The 14316-nt window shown below is 65.8% G+C and carries 14 protein-coding genes; 6 read left to right on the top strand and 8 right to left on the bottom strand.

Translation table 11 applies throughout. The annotated features are described in order from the left end of the window. Nucleotides 1-55: 55 nt before the first annotated feature. The 6 genes from ACCQ07_RS07650 to ACCQ07_RS07625 form a co-directional block, all read right to left on the bottom strand. Complete coding sequence (locus tag ACCQ07_RS07650) at nt 56-610, bottom strand: NADPH-dependent FMN reductase (RefSeq protein ID WP_011346938.1); 555 nt, start codon at nt 608-610, stop codon at nt 56-58. Between the two features lie 170 nt (nt 611-780). After that, a complete protein-coding gene (gene asnB / locus ACCQ07_RS07645; protein WP_014089787.1) occupies nt 781-2721 on the bottom strand; it encodes an asparagine synthase (glutamine-hydrolyzing) in 1941 nt (646 codons plus the stop codon). Between the two features lie 184 nt (nt 2722-2905). Beyond that, nucleotides 2906-3544, bottom strand: coding sequence for a glutathione S-transferase family protein (locus tag ACCQ07_RS07640; RefSeq protein WP_011346936.1), 639 nt, complete (start codon nt 3542-3544; stop codon nt 2906-2908). A 126-nt stretch (nt 3545-3670) separates the two neighbouring features. After that, entirely contained in the window at nt 3671-6232 is a 2562-nt protein-coding gene (locus tag ACCQ07_RS07635; protein WP_372364127.1) for a DUF3857 domain-containing protein, read from the bottom strand. 61 nt (nt 6233-6293) lie between these two features. Further along, on the bottom strand, nt 6294-7469 hold the full coding sequence (locus tag ACCQ07_RS07630; RefSeq protein ID WP_014089785.1) for an acyl-CoA dehydrogenase family protein: 1176 nt from the start codon (nt 7467-7469) through the stop codon (nt 6294-6296). Between the two features lie 143 nt (nt 7470-7612). Then, on the bottom strand, nt 7613-8404 hold the full coding sequence (locus ACCQ07_RS07625; protein ID WP_011346932.1) for a glycine zipper 2TM domain-containing protein: 792 nt from the start codon (nt 8402-8404) through the stop codon (nt 7613-7615). A 145-nt stretch (nt 8405-8549) separates the two neighbouring features. Here ACCQ07_RS07625 and ACCQ07_RS07620 point away from each other — a divergent pair, with 145 nt between their 5' ends. After that, the gene (locus ACCQ07_RS07620) at nt 8550-8765 is read left to right on the top strand and encodes a DUF6116 family protein (protein ID WP_338339985.1); all 216 of its coding nucleotides are present in this window, start codon (nt 8550-8552) and stop codon (nt 8763-8765) included. Beyond that, nucleotides 8765-9532, top strand: coding sequence for a TatD family hydrolase (locus ACCQ07_RS07615; protein WP_014089783.1), 768 nt, complete (start codon nt 8765-8767; stop codon nt 9530-9532). Before ACCQ07_RS07620 ends, ACCQ07_RS07615 begins: the two co-directional genes overlap by 1 nt. 56 nt (nt 9533-9588) lie before the next feature. Here ACCQ07_RS07615 and ACCQ07_RS07610 read toward each other — a convergent pair whose 3' ends face one another. Further along, nucleotides 9589-10413: a tRNA threonylcarbamoyladenosine dehydratase gene (locus ACCQ07_RS07610; RefSeq protein ID WP_136733848.1), complete on the bottom strand. Its 825-nt coding sequence runs from the start codon at nt 10411-10413 to the stop codon at nt 9589-9591. 74 nt (nt 10414-10487) lie between these two features. On the opposite strand from ACCQ07_RS07610, the gene ACCQ07_RS07605 reads away from it, so the two are divergent. Beyond that, nucleotides 10488-10916: a cytochrome c gene (locus ACCQ07_RS07605; RefSeq protein WP_011346928.1), complete on the top strand. Its 429-nt coding sequence runs from the start codon at nt 10488-10490 to the stop codon at nt 10914-10916. Nucleotides 10917-11048: 132 nt separating this feature from the next. Continuing rightward, entirely contained in the window at nt 11049-11528 is a 480-nt protein-coding gene (locus ACCQ07_RS07600; protein ID WP_007966687.1) for a glycine zipper 2TM domain-containing protein, read from the top strand. A gap of 138 nt (nt 11529-11666) precedes the next feature. Here ACCQ07_RS07600 and ACCQ07_RS07595 read toward each other — a convergent pair whose 3' ends face one another. Continuing rightward, complete coding sequence (locus tag ACCQ07_RS07595) at nt 11667-11882, bottom strand: cold-shock protein (protein WP_003483561.1); 216 nt, start codon at nt 11880-11882, stop codon at nt 11667-11669. A 227-nt stretch (nt 11883-12109) separates the two neighbouring features. Between ACCQ07_RS07595 and ACCQ07_RS07590 the strand changes: the two genes are divergently transcribed. Both ACCQ07_RS07590 and ACCQ07_RS07585 read left to right on the top strand, forming a co-directional pair. Then, complete coding sequence (locus ACCQ07_RS07590; RefSeq protein WP_008577289.1) at nt 12110-12595, top strand: DUF456 domain-containing protein; 486 nt, start codon at nt 12110-12112, stop codon at nt 12593-12595. A 258-nt stretch (nt 12596-12853) separates the two neighbouring features. Then, on the top strand, nt 12854-13987 hold the full coding sequence (locus tag ACCQ07_RS07585) for a phospholipase A (RefSeq protein ID WP_372363940.1): 1134 nt from the start codon (nt 12854-12856) through the stop codon (nt 13985-13987). Nucleotides 13988-14316 lie beyond the last annotated feature (329 nt).

Genomic DNA, 14316 nt, shown 5'->3' with positions numbered 1-14316 from the left:
CTCGCCCAGGGCCCAACGGGGCGCCGCATTGACGCGCGGCGCCGCTGTGGTCAACTCAGCGCTTGAGGTGCCCGATCAGGCCCAGGAACTGGTCGATGAAGCCCTGCAGGAACTTGCGGCTGTCGGCGTTGGCGATCTGGTCGTCGGGCCCGAACAGGCCGTCCTTGTATTGCAGGAACACTTCCGGCTGGCCGAGCACCTGCATATCCAGATACGCCAGCACGTTACGCAAATGCTGCTGCGCGGTGGCAGTACCGATCGCGCCGACCGAGATGCCCACCACCGCCGCCGGCTTGCCGGCAAACGCGCTATCGCCGTAGGGACGCGAGCCGGTGTCGATGGCGTTCTTGAGCACGCCGGGAATGGAGCGGTTGTATTCGGGGGTGACAAACAGCACCGCATCGGCAGCGCGGATCTGCTGCTTCAGCCGCGTGCCTTCGGCGGGATAATCGCCGTCGCGGTCCTGGTTGTAGAGCGGGATATCGCCGATCTCCAGGTACTCGAACACGGCCTTGTCGCCGGCCAGATGCTCCAGCGCGCGTGCCAGCTGGCGGTTATACGACTCGGCGCGCAGGCTGCCGACCAGCACGGCAATGGTGGGCTTGCTCATGGGGAATGCTCCGTGGAAACAGGGCCCCACCCTACCCAGCCGGATGCTCAGGGCCGGTGAAACGCCGCCGGCGTCTGTAGCGCAAGCGGCGGTGCGTGCACGCGAGCGCGGCAACGCGCATAGGCGGTTTCGCCTACCCCGCCCGGTGTGCAGACCACAACCTACAGGTGTCAGCGCACCACGGCCGCACGCTGTTCGCGCCAGTGTGCCTGCCATGCCTGGAACATCAGCACCGTCCACAGATGCGTATGCCATTTGCGCTCGCCACCGTTGAAGTCGCGCCACAGGCGGGCCACGCTGTCGGCGGCGAACACGCCTTCGCGTTGCAGGGCGCCGTGCGCCAGCAGATCGTCCGCCCAGCCGTGCAGGTCGCCACGCAGCCATGCGCTGACCGGGGCGCCGAAGCCGCGCTTGCCGCGGTACACCATTGCGTCCGGCAGGTAGCGGCACAGCACGCGCTTGAGCAGATACTTGCTCACTCCATCGCGATATTTCAGCGACAGCGGCAGCGACCAGGCGAATTCGGCCACGCGCCAGTCCAGCAGCGGCGCGCGCGCTTCCAGCCCCACCGCCATGGTGGTGCGGTCCACCTTGCACAGCAGATCGTCCGGCAGGTAGGCGGCAAAATCGGCCAGCATCATCGCATCGGCCGGGGTGCCGGACCCATGCAGCGGGTCGGCCAGGCTGTAGAAACTGTCGGGTTCGGTGGCGCCCAGCACCACCGCGGCCGGATCGCGCCAGCGCGAAATGCGGTTGCGGTAGATGTCGCCGATGCCACGTGCACCGGCCTCGGCCACCAGCGCGGCCAGGCCGCCGGTGCGCGAAGATTCGCCATTGCGACGCGCTGCCACCGCCATCAGGCGACGCAGCGGGCCCGGCACCAGGCCATGCATGCGCCAATTGCGCAGTGCGCGCTGATACCGTCCATAGCCGAAGAACAATTCGTCGCCACCATCGCCTGACAGCGCCACCGTGACCCCGCCGCGCGCCAGCCGTGCGACCAACGCCGTCGGCACTTGCGAGGCATCGGCGAAGGGTTCGTCGAACATGTCCGGCAGGCCCGGCACCACCGCCAGCGCATCGGCGCCGCTGACATACAGTTCGGTGTGGTCGGTGCGCAGATGCGTGGCCACTTCGCGCGCCAGCGGCGCTTCGTCGTGATGCGAGCCTTCGAAGCCGATGCTGAAGGTGTGCACCGGCTGCGCGCTTTGTGCCTGCATCATCGCAGTGATGATGGACGAGTCGGTGCCGCCGGAGAGAAACACGCCTACCGGCACATCGGCCACCATGCGCAAGGCCACCGCATCGCGCAGCACGCTATCCAACTGCTCTTCGGCCTGCGCGTCGGTACCGGTGAACGGCGTCGCCAGCGCGCGCTGCATCGCCTCGCGGGCGTTCCAGAACGGTTGCTGCGCCTGATCGGGACGATGCGCGGCCGCGCCGGCTGCAACGGCTTGTGCATCCATGCGCAGCACGCGGCCGGGCATCAGCTTGAAGGTATGCTCGTGGATGCAGGCCGGCGCCGGGATATAGCCCAGCCGCAGCAGCAGCGTGAGCGCATCGCGATCCACGCCGTTGTCGAAATCCGGATGCTGCCACAAGGCCTTGAGTTCGGAACCGAACACCAAGGTGTCGCCGGCCCACCCGTAGTACAGCGGCTTCTTGCCGACGCGGTCGCGGGCCAGGAACAGGCAGTTGTCGCGCTCGTCCCACAACGCAATGGCGAACATGCCGTTGCAGCGGGTCAATGTCTCGTCCAGGCCCCACTCCACTACGGCCGCCAGCAGCACTTCGGTATCGGAGTGGCCGCGGAAGCGATGCCCAAGCGCGGACAGCGCTGCGCGCAACTGCGCGAAGTTATAGACCTCGCCGTTGTAGGCCAGCACGTAGCGGCCATCTGCCGAGCGCATCGGCTGATGGCCGAGCGGCGACAGGTCCAGAATGCTCAAGCGCTGATGCGCCAGCGCTACGCCGGCCTGCGCATCGCACCAGGTGCCGGCATCGTCGGGGCCGCGGTGGCGCAAGGCGGCCCCCATCGGCCGCACCAGCGCATCGAGCTGTTCGCCATGCAGGCGCGGCGAGGCCAGCAACATTCCTGCCAATCCGCACATCGTCAGCGCTCCTGCCGGCCGGCCACGGCGCCGGCACGCGCGACGCCTTGCATCCGCGCAAGCAGGCGCACGGCGAATGGCGATGACGATGGCGATGGCGATGGCGATGCAAGAGAGCAGAGACAAGCGTCTGCCCGGCACGCAGCGGTATGGCCATCAGCCACGTGCAGATCGCGCAGACAGCTCATGCCGCCACCGATGCAGCTGCCGGCATCGGCACGAAACGCGGTAAGCCCTGCACGCGTTGTATCCACGCACCAATCGCGGGCAAGCGCTCCAGATCGAAACCGCCGTCTTCGGCGCAATGGGTGTAGGCAAACAGTGCGATATCGGCGATGCCGTAGTCGCTGCCGGTGAACCAGGTGTGCTGCTGCAGATGCTGCTCCATCACCGCCAGCGCCTGCTCGCCCCGCGCGCGCAGCTGCGGCAACTCGGCGCGGCGTGCGGCATCGCGCGGCGTCCACAGGCTGATGAACCGCGCCACTGCCACATATGGCTCATGGCTGTATTGCTCGAAGAACATCCAGCTCAATGCCTGCGCGCGCTGCCACGCATCGGTGGGCAGATACGGCGTGCCTTCGGCCAGCCAGAACAGGATCGCGTTGGATTCGGTCAACACGCGGCCATCGTCGCGCTCGACCATCGGCACCTTGCCGTTGGGGTTCTTGGCCAGATATTCGGGCGTGCGGGTCTGCCCGGCCACGCTGTCCACCTCGACCCAGTGATAGCGGCTGCCCAACTGTTCCAGCAGCAGGCGCACCTTGTAGCAATTGCCGGAACTGGACATGCCATGGACGGTCAACGGGGGACGCACGCTCGACATCTGGCTGGCTCCGCGGCAGCAACGAGGGGGCTGGCAGTGTCACAGCCCCGCGTGCCTTTGCAAAGCCCTGCACGCAGCAGCGGCGCACCGATGCCAGGGTTGCGTGCACTGCCGCGCCGACCTGCGTCAGGCCAAGGCCACCACCGCCACCGGCACACTCAACACCGCGATCAGGATGCCCAGTGCCGCCACCGTCAGCGCCCAGGCGCCGAACGCACGCGTGCGCGCACAGCCGGCAGCGGCGGCAACGGCCTGCACCGAGCAGACCGACCACCACAGCGCCCCCAGCATCAGCAGCAAGATGCATGTCGCCAGTTGCGCCATGCCGGCCGGATCGGTCGCGCCGGTGCGCAGCAATGCAACCTGGCCCTTGAGCGCGACCACGGCCGCCAGCAGGCATACCAGCCACGGCAAGGCGCAGCCGGCCATCGCCGGCAACACCTGCCCAAGCTGGGCGCCGCTGCCCATCCACCGCAGGATCTGCGTGAGCAGCACGCATCCCAGCAAGGCGATTGCAACCACGACAATGACCCCACCGGCCTTGGCCCATAGCGGCAGCGCGTGCAGCCACACCCACGCCGACAGCAGCGTGGTCGCCGCAAACACCGCCCAGGCGCTCCAGCGCAACCGAGCATGCTGCGGCATCCGGGCCACGGTGGCATGTGGATCGAACATGATTCCGCCCAGGCCACCGCCGCGCCACCAGAAAAAGCACGCCACCAGCAACGACACCAGGGCCACCAAGCCGGCCAGCGGGTAGCCGAGCGCACGCCAGTCGGGAGGCTGCGTGCGCCGCTGCGGCCGGAGATCGTGATTGAAGTACAGCAGGTCGCGCGCGCGTTCCATGTCGGCAGCCGCGCGCGCCACGCCATTGGCCGGAATACGGTCGGTGAAGCGCTGCCACTCGCCCACGATGACCAGCTTTCCCTCGCGCATCGCGATGCTGCGCGAAAAGCGGAACCACGGATTGGCGACCACTTGGGTATCTGCCTCCACCTGGGTCGCCGGGTCGCTGTGCACGCGCACGGTCTGCCGCGCCAGCCGCGGTCCGCGCAGTGCCAGCGGGCTCTTGCGCGGCTCTTTCGGTAACGCATCCATCCATTCGCCAAGCTGGAACAACGGGAAACCCAGCTCATCGCCCTCCTTCGCTGGCCACTCCAGCCGGTAGGCTTCGTGCGTGCGCACATTCAGCGGGTCGGCAGCGTCGATGCTTGGCACGCTCACCTGGGTCAGCGCGGTGTAGTACTGCTGCATGAATTCCAGATAGTGCTCGCCCACCGTCTGCGCACCATCGTCGTCGAAGCTGCCGGCGACACGCTCGCCGCGGCCCTGGCGATAGATGGTGTCCACCGTGAAGCTTGCCCAGCGCTGCGGCTTGCGCAGCGAAATGGAGATTTCTTCGTTCACTTCGATCTGCGGCAACGCGGGCATCGGCGCAGGCACTTCAACCAATGTGTCCTGCCCTGCAATCACGGGCAATCCGCGCACGAACGGCAGTGGCCGCCGCTGGGCCAACGGGCCCTCTTCGCGATCGCGCGTGGCATCCACCCACACCTCGCCCTGCGGCAGATGCGCACGCACCACCACATGATCGAAGGCGTACGGACTGGGCAACCGCTTCTCCAGCCCATGCCCCTTGTCGCTGTTGACCAGCACCGGCTCGGCGCGGATGCCGGCCAGCTGCAATAGTGCGATCAGCAGCGTCGCCTTGTCCTTGCAGTCGCCGTAGCGGTTGCGCAGCGTTACTTCGGGCGCGTGCGGGGCGTGCGAGTTTTCGCCCATGTCCAGGCCGACGTAACGGATTTCGCCCTGCACGAACGCCACGGCGCGCAACAACGCGCCCTGCGGGTCGTCGCTGCGCAACCCCAGGCTCTGCGCCATCTTGGCGGCTACCTGCGTCTGGTTGAATGAACGCGGATACAGCTGCGCCGTCCAGGCCGCCACCGCACCCCAACTGCCGGCGGTGGACACTTCGATCACGCCATACGGGTCCACATCGTCCGGCGCGTCTTTTTCTTCCTGCACCGCGGCGATGTTGCTGGCCCCGATATCCAGTTGCGTCACCCCATCGAGCGTGCGCACGTTCCGGCCAAACCCCGGCGCGCTGATGCGCCACTGCAGCGGCATGTCGGCCCGATAGCGCACACGTACCCGGCGCTCGCCCAGCGGCACGCCGTAGCGCGCTTCGAACACGTCGTAATAGCCCTTGCCGAACACCGGATTGCTGCCACTGATGGTCACGCCATAGTCAACGCGATCGCCCACGCGCAGATCCGGCAAGGTGATCGACAGCGTCAGCGCACCATCGATCAGGCCGTTCTCCAGCCCGCTTTCGCGCCGCAATCTGGCGTAGTGCGCCTGCGTGCGCATATCGATACGCTTGCCGGCGCGCCAGACCTCCAGGCTGTTGAGTTCCAGCTGCTGGTACTGCGGCTGGTAGTCGATGGAAATCTGCCCGGCTTCCTCCAGGCTTTTGGCCCGTTGCACGGTGTAGCTGAGCCGGCGGTAAGCCTGCGGCACGCGGCCGGTCAGATCGATCTGGTCGGACACCAGTTCATAGCGCAGCCCGGCAGCGCCAGGCACGCTATCGGGAACGGCGTCGGCCACCACCCAGCCCGGCGTCGGCGCCATACGTGGCGCCTCATTGGCCCGTGCTGGCACGATCCCGGCGCCGGCCAACAACCACATCGTGCAGAAGACGCCGCACAGGCGTCGCATCACATCCCTGCTGATCAAGCCCCACTCCTCGTCAAAACGCATTGAGTCCTGTCAGCGCACGGCCCACCACCAGCTGATGCACGGTTTCGGTGCCTTCGTAGGTGATCACCGATTCCAGGTTCAGCGCATGCCGGATCGCCACATGCTCGGTGGTGATGCCGGCCGCGCCCAGCAGGTCGCGGCATTCGCGCGCCACATCCAGCGCCATGCGGCAATTATTCCATTTTGCCAGCGAGATCTGCTCCGGCTGCAGCGTCCCGGCGTCCTTCAAGCGCCCGAGCTGCAAGGCGAGCAGCTGGGCGGTGGAAATCCGCCGCGCCATGTCGGCCAGTTTGATCTGCGCGCTTTGCGTGGCGGCCAGCGGCCGGCCGAACAGGATGCGCTCGCCGGCATAGGCCAGCGCCTCGCGCAGGCAGGCCACCGCCGCCCCGATCGCGCCCCAGGCAATGCCGTAGCGTGCCTGGTTGAGGCAACTCAGTGGCGCCTTCAAACCGGCCGCCCGCGGCAACCGCATCTGCTCGGGCACGAACACATTGTCCAGGAACAGGCCCGAGGTGACCGACGCACGCAGGCTCATCTTGTGGCTGATGTCGTGCGCGCTGAAACCGGCGCTGTCGGTTTCGACCAGAAAGCCGCGCACGCCATCGTCGGTATGCGCCCAGATGATTGCCAGCCCCGCGATGCTGCCGTTGGTGATCCACAGCTTGGCGCCATTCAAGCGCCAGCCATCGCCCTCGCGCACCGCGCGGGTGGTCATCGCAGCCGGGTCCGACCCGCCCTGCGCCTCACTGAGGCCGAAACAACCGATGACCCGGCCGGCGGCCATTTCCGGCAGCCAGCGCTGCCGCTGTTCGTCGCTGCCGTAGGCGTGGATGGGGTACATGCACAACGACGATTGCACGCTGACGAAGCTGCGCAGGCCGCTGTCGCCGCGCTCCAGCTCCTGGCAGATCAGTCCGTAGCACACCGCGCCCAGGCCTGCACCGCCGTCGCGCGGCGGCAGGCTGGCACCCAGCAACCCCAGTTCGGCCAGTTCCGGGATCCACTCGCGCGGAAAGCGTCCGGCATCGAAGGCATCGCCGATGGCCGGCACTACCCGCGTGTCGGTAAAGCGCGCGACAGCGTCCTGCACCGCCCGCTCTTCGTCGGTGAGCAGCGCGCGTACATCGAACAGGTCATCGGGGCGCACCGGCATGTTGGCTTCCATCGCAAGCTGAAAGCTCGATTATCTGCCAGTTGCCGGCCGAACATGGCAGTGCACCCGTGCGGCAATGGCGCAAACGAAAAGAGCCGGCATTGCCGGCTCTTTTCTCACTGCTGCGCTGACTGCGCGGCGCGGCGGCTTACACGTTACTGCCGGGTGCTCAAACCGTCCTGGCGCACGTTGGAATCGCCCGCCGTCGATGCCATCTGGGTCACCAGTTGGCCATCGACCACCGGCAGCCGGTCGCTGGTGGGCTTGTCGTTCATGCGCACGGTCTTTTCAAACCCGTCGTAGCGGTAGGTGACGTCATAGGCCACCACGTTGTCGGCGTCGCCCAGCGAGATGCGTTCGCCCGGCTTGCTGTCCATGCGCATGGTGCCGGTGGTGCCGTCGGCATTGCGATAGGTCACGTCGTAGCCCACCACGCGCGAGGACTGCGAGTTGGCATTTTCGGTATGGCATTGACGCTCGGTGCGATCGACGACCCGGCCACCGACGTGGTTGCGGTCGATGCGGTTACCGATGAAGCCGCCACCCACCGCGCCTGCGGCAGTCGCCAGCTTGCGGCCGTTGCCGCCACCGACCTGATTGCCGATCAGGCCGCCGATGACCGCACCGGCCACGGTGCCGCCGACGTTACCGTCGCGCTCGGGCAGACGCTCCTGCACCACGACATCGCGGCACACCTCACGTGGCGAGGTACTGGTGGTGGTTTCGCGAATGGCGTTGCTATTGATCACCTGCGCGTACTGCGGCTCGCGCTGGGTGATGGGAGCAACCTTGACCACATCGGCATATTCCAGGCCGCGCGGCGCCGGCTGGCCGTTGGCGACAAAATCGCCGGACGATGGGCGGTTATTCATGAAGGCGGCAGTGGCGACGCCTCCGACCAGCAAGGCACCAGCAGCGACCAGTATAGTTGTCGTATTGCTCTTCATAACCAGCTCCCTGCGGACGCACCGCGTTGTTGACGGCCGTGATTCCAGCATGGGAACCCTGAACGAAAAGGCGCTCGCTCATGAACACGACGGTTAAGTTCAGCTAGCGGTTACTTCATGCATCTCTAACAGCCGGAGCATTCGCATGCGAAATCCCTTGACCGCACGCGCGCTGGACTGGGCCAGCACGCTGCGCTATCCCACCTTGTTCAAGCTGGCTGCCGCCCTGTTTCTGATCGACGTGGTGGTGCCGGACCCGATCCCGTTCCTGGACGAAGTGCTGTTCGGCCTGACCACGCTGCTGCTGGCCAACTGGAAAACCCGCAAGTCGCCAATGCCGGCACCGGCGCGCCGCGACTGATGCAGTTGATCGACAGCCATTGCCATCTGGATGCAGGCGAATTCGACCACGACCGCGCGGCGGTGATCGCGCGCGCGCGCGCCGCGGGCGTCATGCAGCAAGTGGTACCGGCGATCACTGCTGCCAGCTGGCCGGGCCTGCGTGCGGTCTGCGATCAGGCGCCTGGTCTCTACCCCGCTTATGGCCTGCACCCACTGTTTCTGGACCAGCACCGCCCCGAACACCTGGAGCTGCTGGCCGAGTGGATCGAACGCGAGCGGCCCTGCGCGATCGGCGAATGCGGCCTGGACTTTTTCGTCGACGGATTGGATGCGCAGGCGCAGCGCGCCTATTTCGATGCTCAGCTGCAGTTGGCCAAGCGCTTCGACCTGCCGCTGATCGTGCATGCCCGCCGCGCCACCGAAGAAGTCATCGCCCGCATCAAGGCGATAGGTGGCCTGCGCGGCGTGGTGCACAGCTTTGCCGGCAGCCCCGAGCAGGCGCAGCAGTTGTGGAAACTGGATTTCATGATCGGTCTGGGCGGCCCGGTGACCTACCCGCGTGCCAATCGCTTGCGAAGGCTGGTCGCCAGCATGCCGCTGCAGCACCTGCTGCTGGAAACCGACGCGCCGGATCAGCCCGACGCCGGCAACCGCGGCCAACGCAACGAGCCGGCGTATCTGCGCACGGTATTGGACTGCATCGCCCAGCTCCGCGCGCAAGACCCTGCGCACATTGCCGCGCTCACGTCGGCCAACGCACGCAACCTGTTCGGCCTACGGCGCTGAGCGCAGCGTGCGCATCAGCGCGAGCGCCCGGTCAGCACGACAGCGCGCAGGCAACATCACGACGCCGCAACCGCCTCGGCTGCCGGCGCCGCGGCCTTGGGCTTGAGCAACATCTCCAGCGCCTTGCCCACTGCCACGAATGCAAAGGTGCCGGTGATATGCGTGGCCGCGCCCAGCCCTGCCCCGCAATCCAGCTTGAGCGTGGCATCGGCATCGAGCTGCGGGCGGATGCCGCAAACGCTGCCATCGGCCTGCGGGTATTTGACGTTTTCCAGCGAATACACCGCGGGCACGCCAAAGTAGCGCTGCGGGTTCTTGGGGAAATTGAATTCGCTGCGCAGCTTCTTGCGGATCAGCGCCAGCATCGCATCGTGCTCGGTGCGCGAGACGTCGCGCACGCGCACCAGCGTTGGGTCGGTGCGCCCGCCCGCCGCGCCCACGGTCAGCAGCGGCAACTTGCGCCGACGGCACCAGGCGATGGTTTCCACCTTGACCCGAAAGCTGTCGCAGGCATCGATCACCAGATCGAAGTCCTCACCCAGCAAGGTCTCGATATTGCCCGAGGTCAGGAAAGCCTCGACCGCGTCGACTTCGATGTCCGGGTTGATCGCCACGCAGCGTTCGGCCATCGCGCGGGCCTTGTTGCGACCGTACTGGCCAGCCAGCGCCGGCAACTGCCGGTTGGTGTTGGACACGCACACGTCATCGGCATCGATCAGGCGAATGTGTCCCACCCCGGTGCGTGCCAGCGCCTCGACCACCCACGAGCCCACCCCACCCATGCCGACCACCGCCACGCGGCACGCCGACAGGCGCTCGACGGTGCCGACCCCATACAGCCGGTCGATACCGGCAAAGCGTTCACGCCATTGTGCTTTCATCGGCCTATTTTACGCGCCCCGTCCAGGGCGCGCCCACGCTGCCGCAACGAACGTTGCGTCCCAGGAGCCACCTTATGCACGCCCCGCCTCCCACCCAATCCCGCGCGGCCCGCTACGCCTTCATGCTGGTGCTGGGCCTGCTGATCGGCCTGGTCGCCACGGTCATGGTGGCCAACGCACTACAGGCGCGACGCGACCCGGTGCCCGACAGCCTGATGCAGATCATGGCCTACCAATTACGCGCATTGCGACCGGGCGAAGGCGTCGCCTGCGCGCCGGCGCAGCAACAGCGACGGCTGCAATCGTTGCGCCTGCTGGCCGACGAAGTCGAGCCGGCCTTCCCTGCAATTGGCGAGGACCGCCGCTTCGGCGAGCACGCACAGGCATTGCGTGCCGCGCTGGATCAGGCCCAGGGCGTAACGCTGACCGATTGCAGTCAGCTGGGCCAACTCCACACCCGCATCTCCGATGCCTGCGAGGCCTGCCATCGCGACTTTCGCTGAGGTTGGATGAATACGACGCTCGGGTTTCGTTAAGCCTGCAGTGTCGCAGTTGGCAGGCCGTTCACCTGGACCATCACAGGATGGCGTCGCCGCGGCCCCGGCCGCCTTTTCGAACCACCCCGGAGAGATCTCATGAAAACCCGACTGCTCGTCATTGGCCTGGCTGCAACCGCGACCCTGGTTGGCTGCGCCACCTCACAGCCCCAGTACGGCAGCTATCGCGGCGACCGCGGTTATGACCAGGGCTACTCGCAGACGCAGCGTTGCGTGGATTGCGGCATCGTGACCCGGATCGACGAAGTCGGCCCGACCCGTACCGCGCCGACCGGCACTGGCGCCGTGCTGGGCGGCATCGTGGGCGCGGTGGCCGGCCGCCAGATTTCCAAGGAAACCGGCGGCAGCACGGGCAACAAGAATGTTTCGGCCGTCGCCGGTGCCGCTGCCGGCGCGCTGGCAGGTAACGCCATCCAGAACAATGTCACCAGTTCCAGCTTCGATGTGCAGGTGCGCATGGACGACGGCCGCGTGATCGTGGTCAACCAGCGCGACCTGGCTGGCGTGCGCGAGAACGCGTACGTGCGCGTGGTCAACGGCAAGGTCGTGTTGCGCTGATCCATCGGCTCGGCGGCGCAGACGCAGCGCCAATGCGTCGGTAGTGGGCAAGGGCCGCGGACAACACGGTTGCAGACAACAAAAAGGCCCGGTGACGGGCCTTTTTGTTGCGTGGCCGATGCGCTCCGGGCAACCGGCTCAGACCACCTGCACTGCATCGGCCTGCAAGCCCTTCTGGCCTTGCACGACCGTGAAGCTGACCTTCTGACCTTCCTTGAGACTCTTGAAGCCCTGGATCTGGATCGCGCGGAAATGCACGAAGACGTCTTCGCCATTTTCGCGGCTGATGAATCCAAAGCCCTTGGCATCGTTGAACCACTTCACGACACCATTTTCGCGTTCGATGTTGGACATCTCGACTGACTCCCTACGACACTGTGATGGACTAGCGGTGGTGGCTGTGATTGCAAGGAGGAAGCGAGGTACAAGGATGTAGCGGATCAGGCGATCTACCGCATCAGGCCACGATTCACGGTGACCTTTGCAAACAGCAGCGGCTGCAACTTAACCCGCACAAAATGAATTTTCAAGCACCTCTTGCGCCTTTTTGTCAAGCCTGAATTAGGACCTGCGTAACCCTCATGGACACTGCCGTCGTTTACTACGTCTTGGCCACGGCGCTGGTGCTGATCGGCCTGGCTGGGGTCATCCTGCCGGCCCTGCCGGGCCTGCCCCTTGTGTTCGCCGGCCTGCTGGTCGCCGCCTGGGCCGACCATTTCACCCACATCGGCTGGGTGACGCTGGTCGTGCTGGGGTTGATCACCGCGCTGTCGTACCTGGTGGACTTCCTGGCCACGCTGTACGGGGCGCAGCGGGTAGGTGCCAGCAAGCTGGCGTTATGGGGTTCGGTCATCGGGGGCATTGCAGGCATTTTCTTCATGCCGATCGGGCTGTTCGTCGGTCCGTTCGCTGGCGCCTGGCTTGGCGAGTATTACCAGACACGCAAGTCCGGCCAGGCCACCAAGGTCGGTCTCGGGACCTGGGTGGGCATCATGCTCGGCACCGCCACCAAACTGGCGCTTGGCCTGTGCATGCTGGGCGTGTTCGCCATCGGCTGGTTTTTCTAGGGCTCTGGAACGGCTCCACGGCGGTGACGCGCTCCTAGTCCAGGACGCGCGTAACAGCCACATGCGCTCACTCCGCTGACACGTGGCAGCCACATTCCATGCGCATACCCGCTCCACGGCAACACGTCGCAGGCACAGACTGAGCGACCGGATTCGATCGAATGTTATGTCGCCGTGTACACACGGCGTATGCAGACGCGACCGTTAAGCTGCATGTCTCTGCGCCTGCCTGGCGCCTTTCCTTCGGCCAGACTGCCCATGTCCAAGCACCACACCCGCCCCCTGATGCTGATCGCACTGGCCGCCGCGCCATGGGCCCATGCGCAGGAAATCGCACCGCAGCCGGCCTCGCCGCAAGCCTGCACCTCGGTGACGTCCGATGCCGCTCGCCTGGCCTGCTACGACAAGGCACTGGGCTATACGCCGCAGCAAACCGCGGAGGCAGATGCCGCCGCGCAATTAGCCAAGCAGAAGGAGGCCAAGCCCGACGATACGCGCACCATCAGCCGGGTCGGCGATTTCTTCCGCGCCGACGGCCAGGACCAGCCGAAAGAAGAAGCCGTGGCCAATGCCGGCCGTGGCTCCTTGCTGGACCGCCGCTGGGAGCTGGCCAAGGATTCCAAGCTGGGCACCTTCCAGCTGCGCGGCTACAAGCCGGTATACCTGTTGCCGGCATTCTGGACCAGCGACACCAACCGCACCCCGCAGTCGCCCAATCCGGCCAACTCGGTCAACACGCCGCAGCAGCTGGACAGCACCGAGCTCAAGTTCCAGCTCAGCTTCAAGACCAAGGTGGTGGAAGACCTGTTCGGCGACAACGGCGATATCTGGATGGGCTACACCCAGAGCTCGCGCTGGCAGGCCTACAACGCCGATGCGTCGCGCCCGTTCCGCGAGACCAATTACGAGCCCGAAGCGATGCTGGTCTTTCGCAACAACTACAGCATCTTCGGCTGGAAGGGCCGCATGAGCGGCATCAGCCTCAATCACATGTCCAACGGGCGCGCCGACCCGCTGTCGCGCTCGTGGAATCGGGTGATCCTGAACTTCGGGCTGGATCGGGAGAACTGGGCGCTGACACTGCGCCCGTGGTTCCGCATCAAGGAAGACCGCGCCGACGACAACAATCCTGATATCGAGGATTACATGGGCCGCGGCGATGCGACGCTGGTGTACAACAAGGATGGTCACGAATTCGCGCTGATCGCACGCCATTCGCTGCGTGGCGGCGACCGCTCGCACGGTTCGGTACAGCTGGACTACGGCTTCCCCATCACCAACCTGTTGCGCGGCCATGTGCAGGTATTCGATGGCTACGGCGAAAGCATGATCGACTACAACCACAAGGCAACCTATATCGGTGTGGGCGTGTCATTGCTGGAGTGGTTCTAAGCTCAGCTCACAAAACTACTGCGTTCACCGCCAGCCGCATTCGGCCGGTGCGCGGAATGGCATGTACGACTCGTACACTGCCATTCCTGTGCGCCATCCTCGTGGCTGGCGACTCCACTACGTTTTGTGAGCCGCTGTCGGCGCGGCGACTAGTTGCGGCAACTCATGACCGGCGCTGATGTCAGCTGAATTCGCGTACGTCGCGGTCCCGTCGCATCATGCGCCGGAGTTAATCGACACGCCGCACCGAGTCAATCCAATCAAAAAGCCGGCATGCGTGCATGCCGGCTTTCCTGTTCTTACAAACCCTGTTTGCAAGACACTTGGGA

It is taken from the genome of Xanthomonas sp. NCPPB 3583 (assembly GCF_041475715.2).
GTDB classification, from domain to species: Bacteria; Pseudomonadota; Gammaproteobacteria; order Xanthomonadales; family Xanthomonadaceae; genus Xanthomonas; species Xanthomonas euvesicatoria.
The sequence above is the reverse complement of the archived record's forward strand: the minus strand, read 5'-3'. Positions and strand labels throughout refer to the sequence as shown.

Excerpts from the sequence above, each read along its gene's own strand:
- ACCQ07_RS07600 (WP_007966687.1), top strand. The coding sequence starts at position 11,049 with ATGAAAACCCGACTGCTCGTCATTGGCCTGGCTGCAACCGCGACCCTG.
- ACCQ07_RS07630 (WP_014089785.1), bottom strand. The coding sequence starts at position 7,469 with ATGGAAGCCAACATGCCGGTGCGCCCCGATGACCTGTTCGATGTACGC.
- ACCQ07_RS07615 (WP_014089783.1), top strand. The coding sequence starts at position 8,765 with ATGCAGTTGATCGACAGCCATTGCCATCTGGATGCAGGCGAATTCGAC.
- ACCQ07_RS07650 (WP_011346938.1), bottom strand. The coding sequence starts at position 610 with ATGAGCAAGCCCACCATTGCCGTGCTGGTCGGCAGCCTGCGCGCCGAG.
- ACCQ07_RS07595 (WP_003483561.1), bottom strand. The coding sequence starts at position 11,882 with ATGTCCAACATCGAACGCGAAAATGGTGTCGTGAAGTGGTTCAACGAT.
- ACCQ07_RS07605 (WP_011346928.1), top strand. The coding sequence starts at position 10,488 with ATGCACGCCCCGCCTCCCACCCAATCCCGCGCGGCCCGCTACGCCTTC.
- asnB (WP_014089787.1), bottom strand. The coding sequence starts at position 2,721 with ATGTGCGGATTGGCAGGAATGTTGCTGGCCTCGCCGCGCCTGCATGGC.
- ACCQ07_RS07625 (WP_011346932.1), bottom strand. The coding sequence starts at position 8,404 with ATGAAGAGCAATACGACAACTATACTGGTCGCTGCTGGTGCCTTGCTG.
- ACCQ07_RS07640 (WP_011346936.1), bottom strand. The coding sequence starts at position 3,544 with ATGTCGAGCGTGCGTCCCCCGTTGACCGTCCATGGCATGTCCAGTTCC.
- ACCQ07_RS07635 (WP_372364127.1), bottom strand. The coding sequence starts at position 6,232 with ATGTGGTTGTTGGCCGGCGCCGGGATCGTGCCAGCACGGGCCAATGAG.
- ACCQ07_RS07585 (WP_372363940.1), top strand. The coding sequence starts at position 12,854 with ATGTCCAAGCACCACACCCGCCCCCTGATGCTGATCGCACTGGCCGCC.
- ACCQ07_RS07610 (WP_136733848.1), bottom strand. The coding sequence starts at position 10,413 with ATGAAAGCACAATGGCGTGAACGCTTTGCCGGTATCGACCGGCTGTAT.
- ACCQ07_RS07590 (WP_008577289.1), top strand. The coding sequence starts at position 12,110 with ATGGACACTGCCGTCGTTTACTACGTCTTGGCCACGGCGCTGGTGCTG.
- ACCQ07_RS07620 (WP_338339985.1), top strand. The coding sequence starts at position 8,550 with ATGCGAAATCCCTTGACCGCACGCGCGCTGGACTGGGCCAGCACGCTG.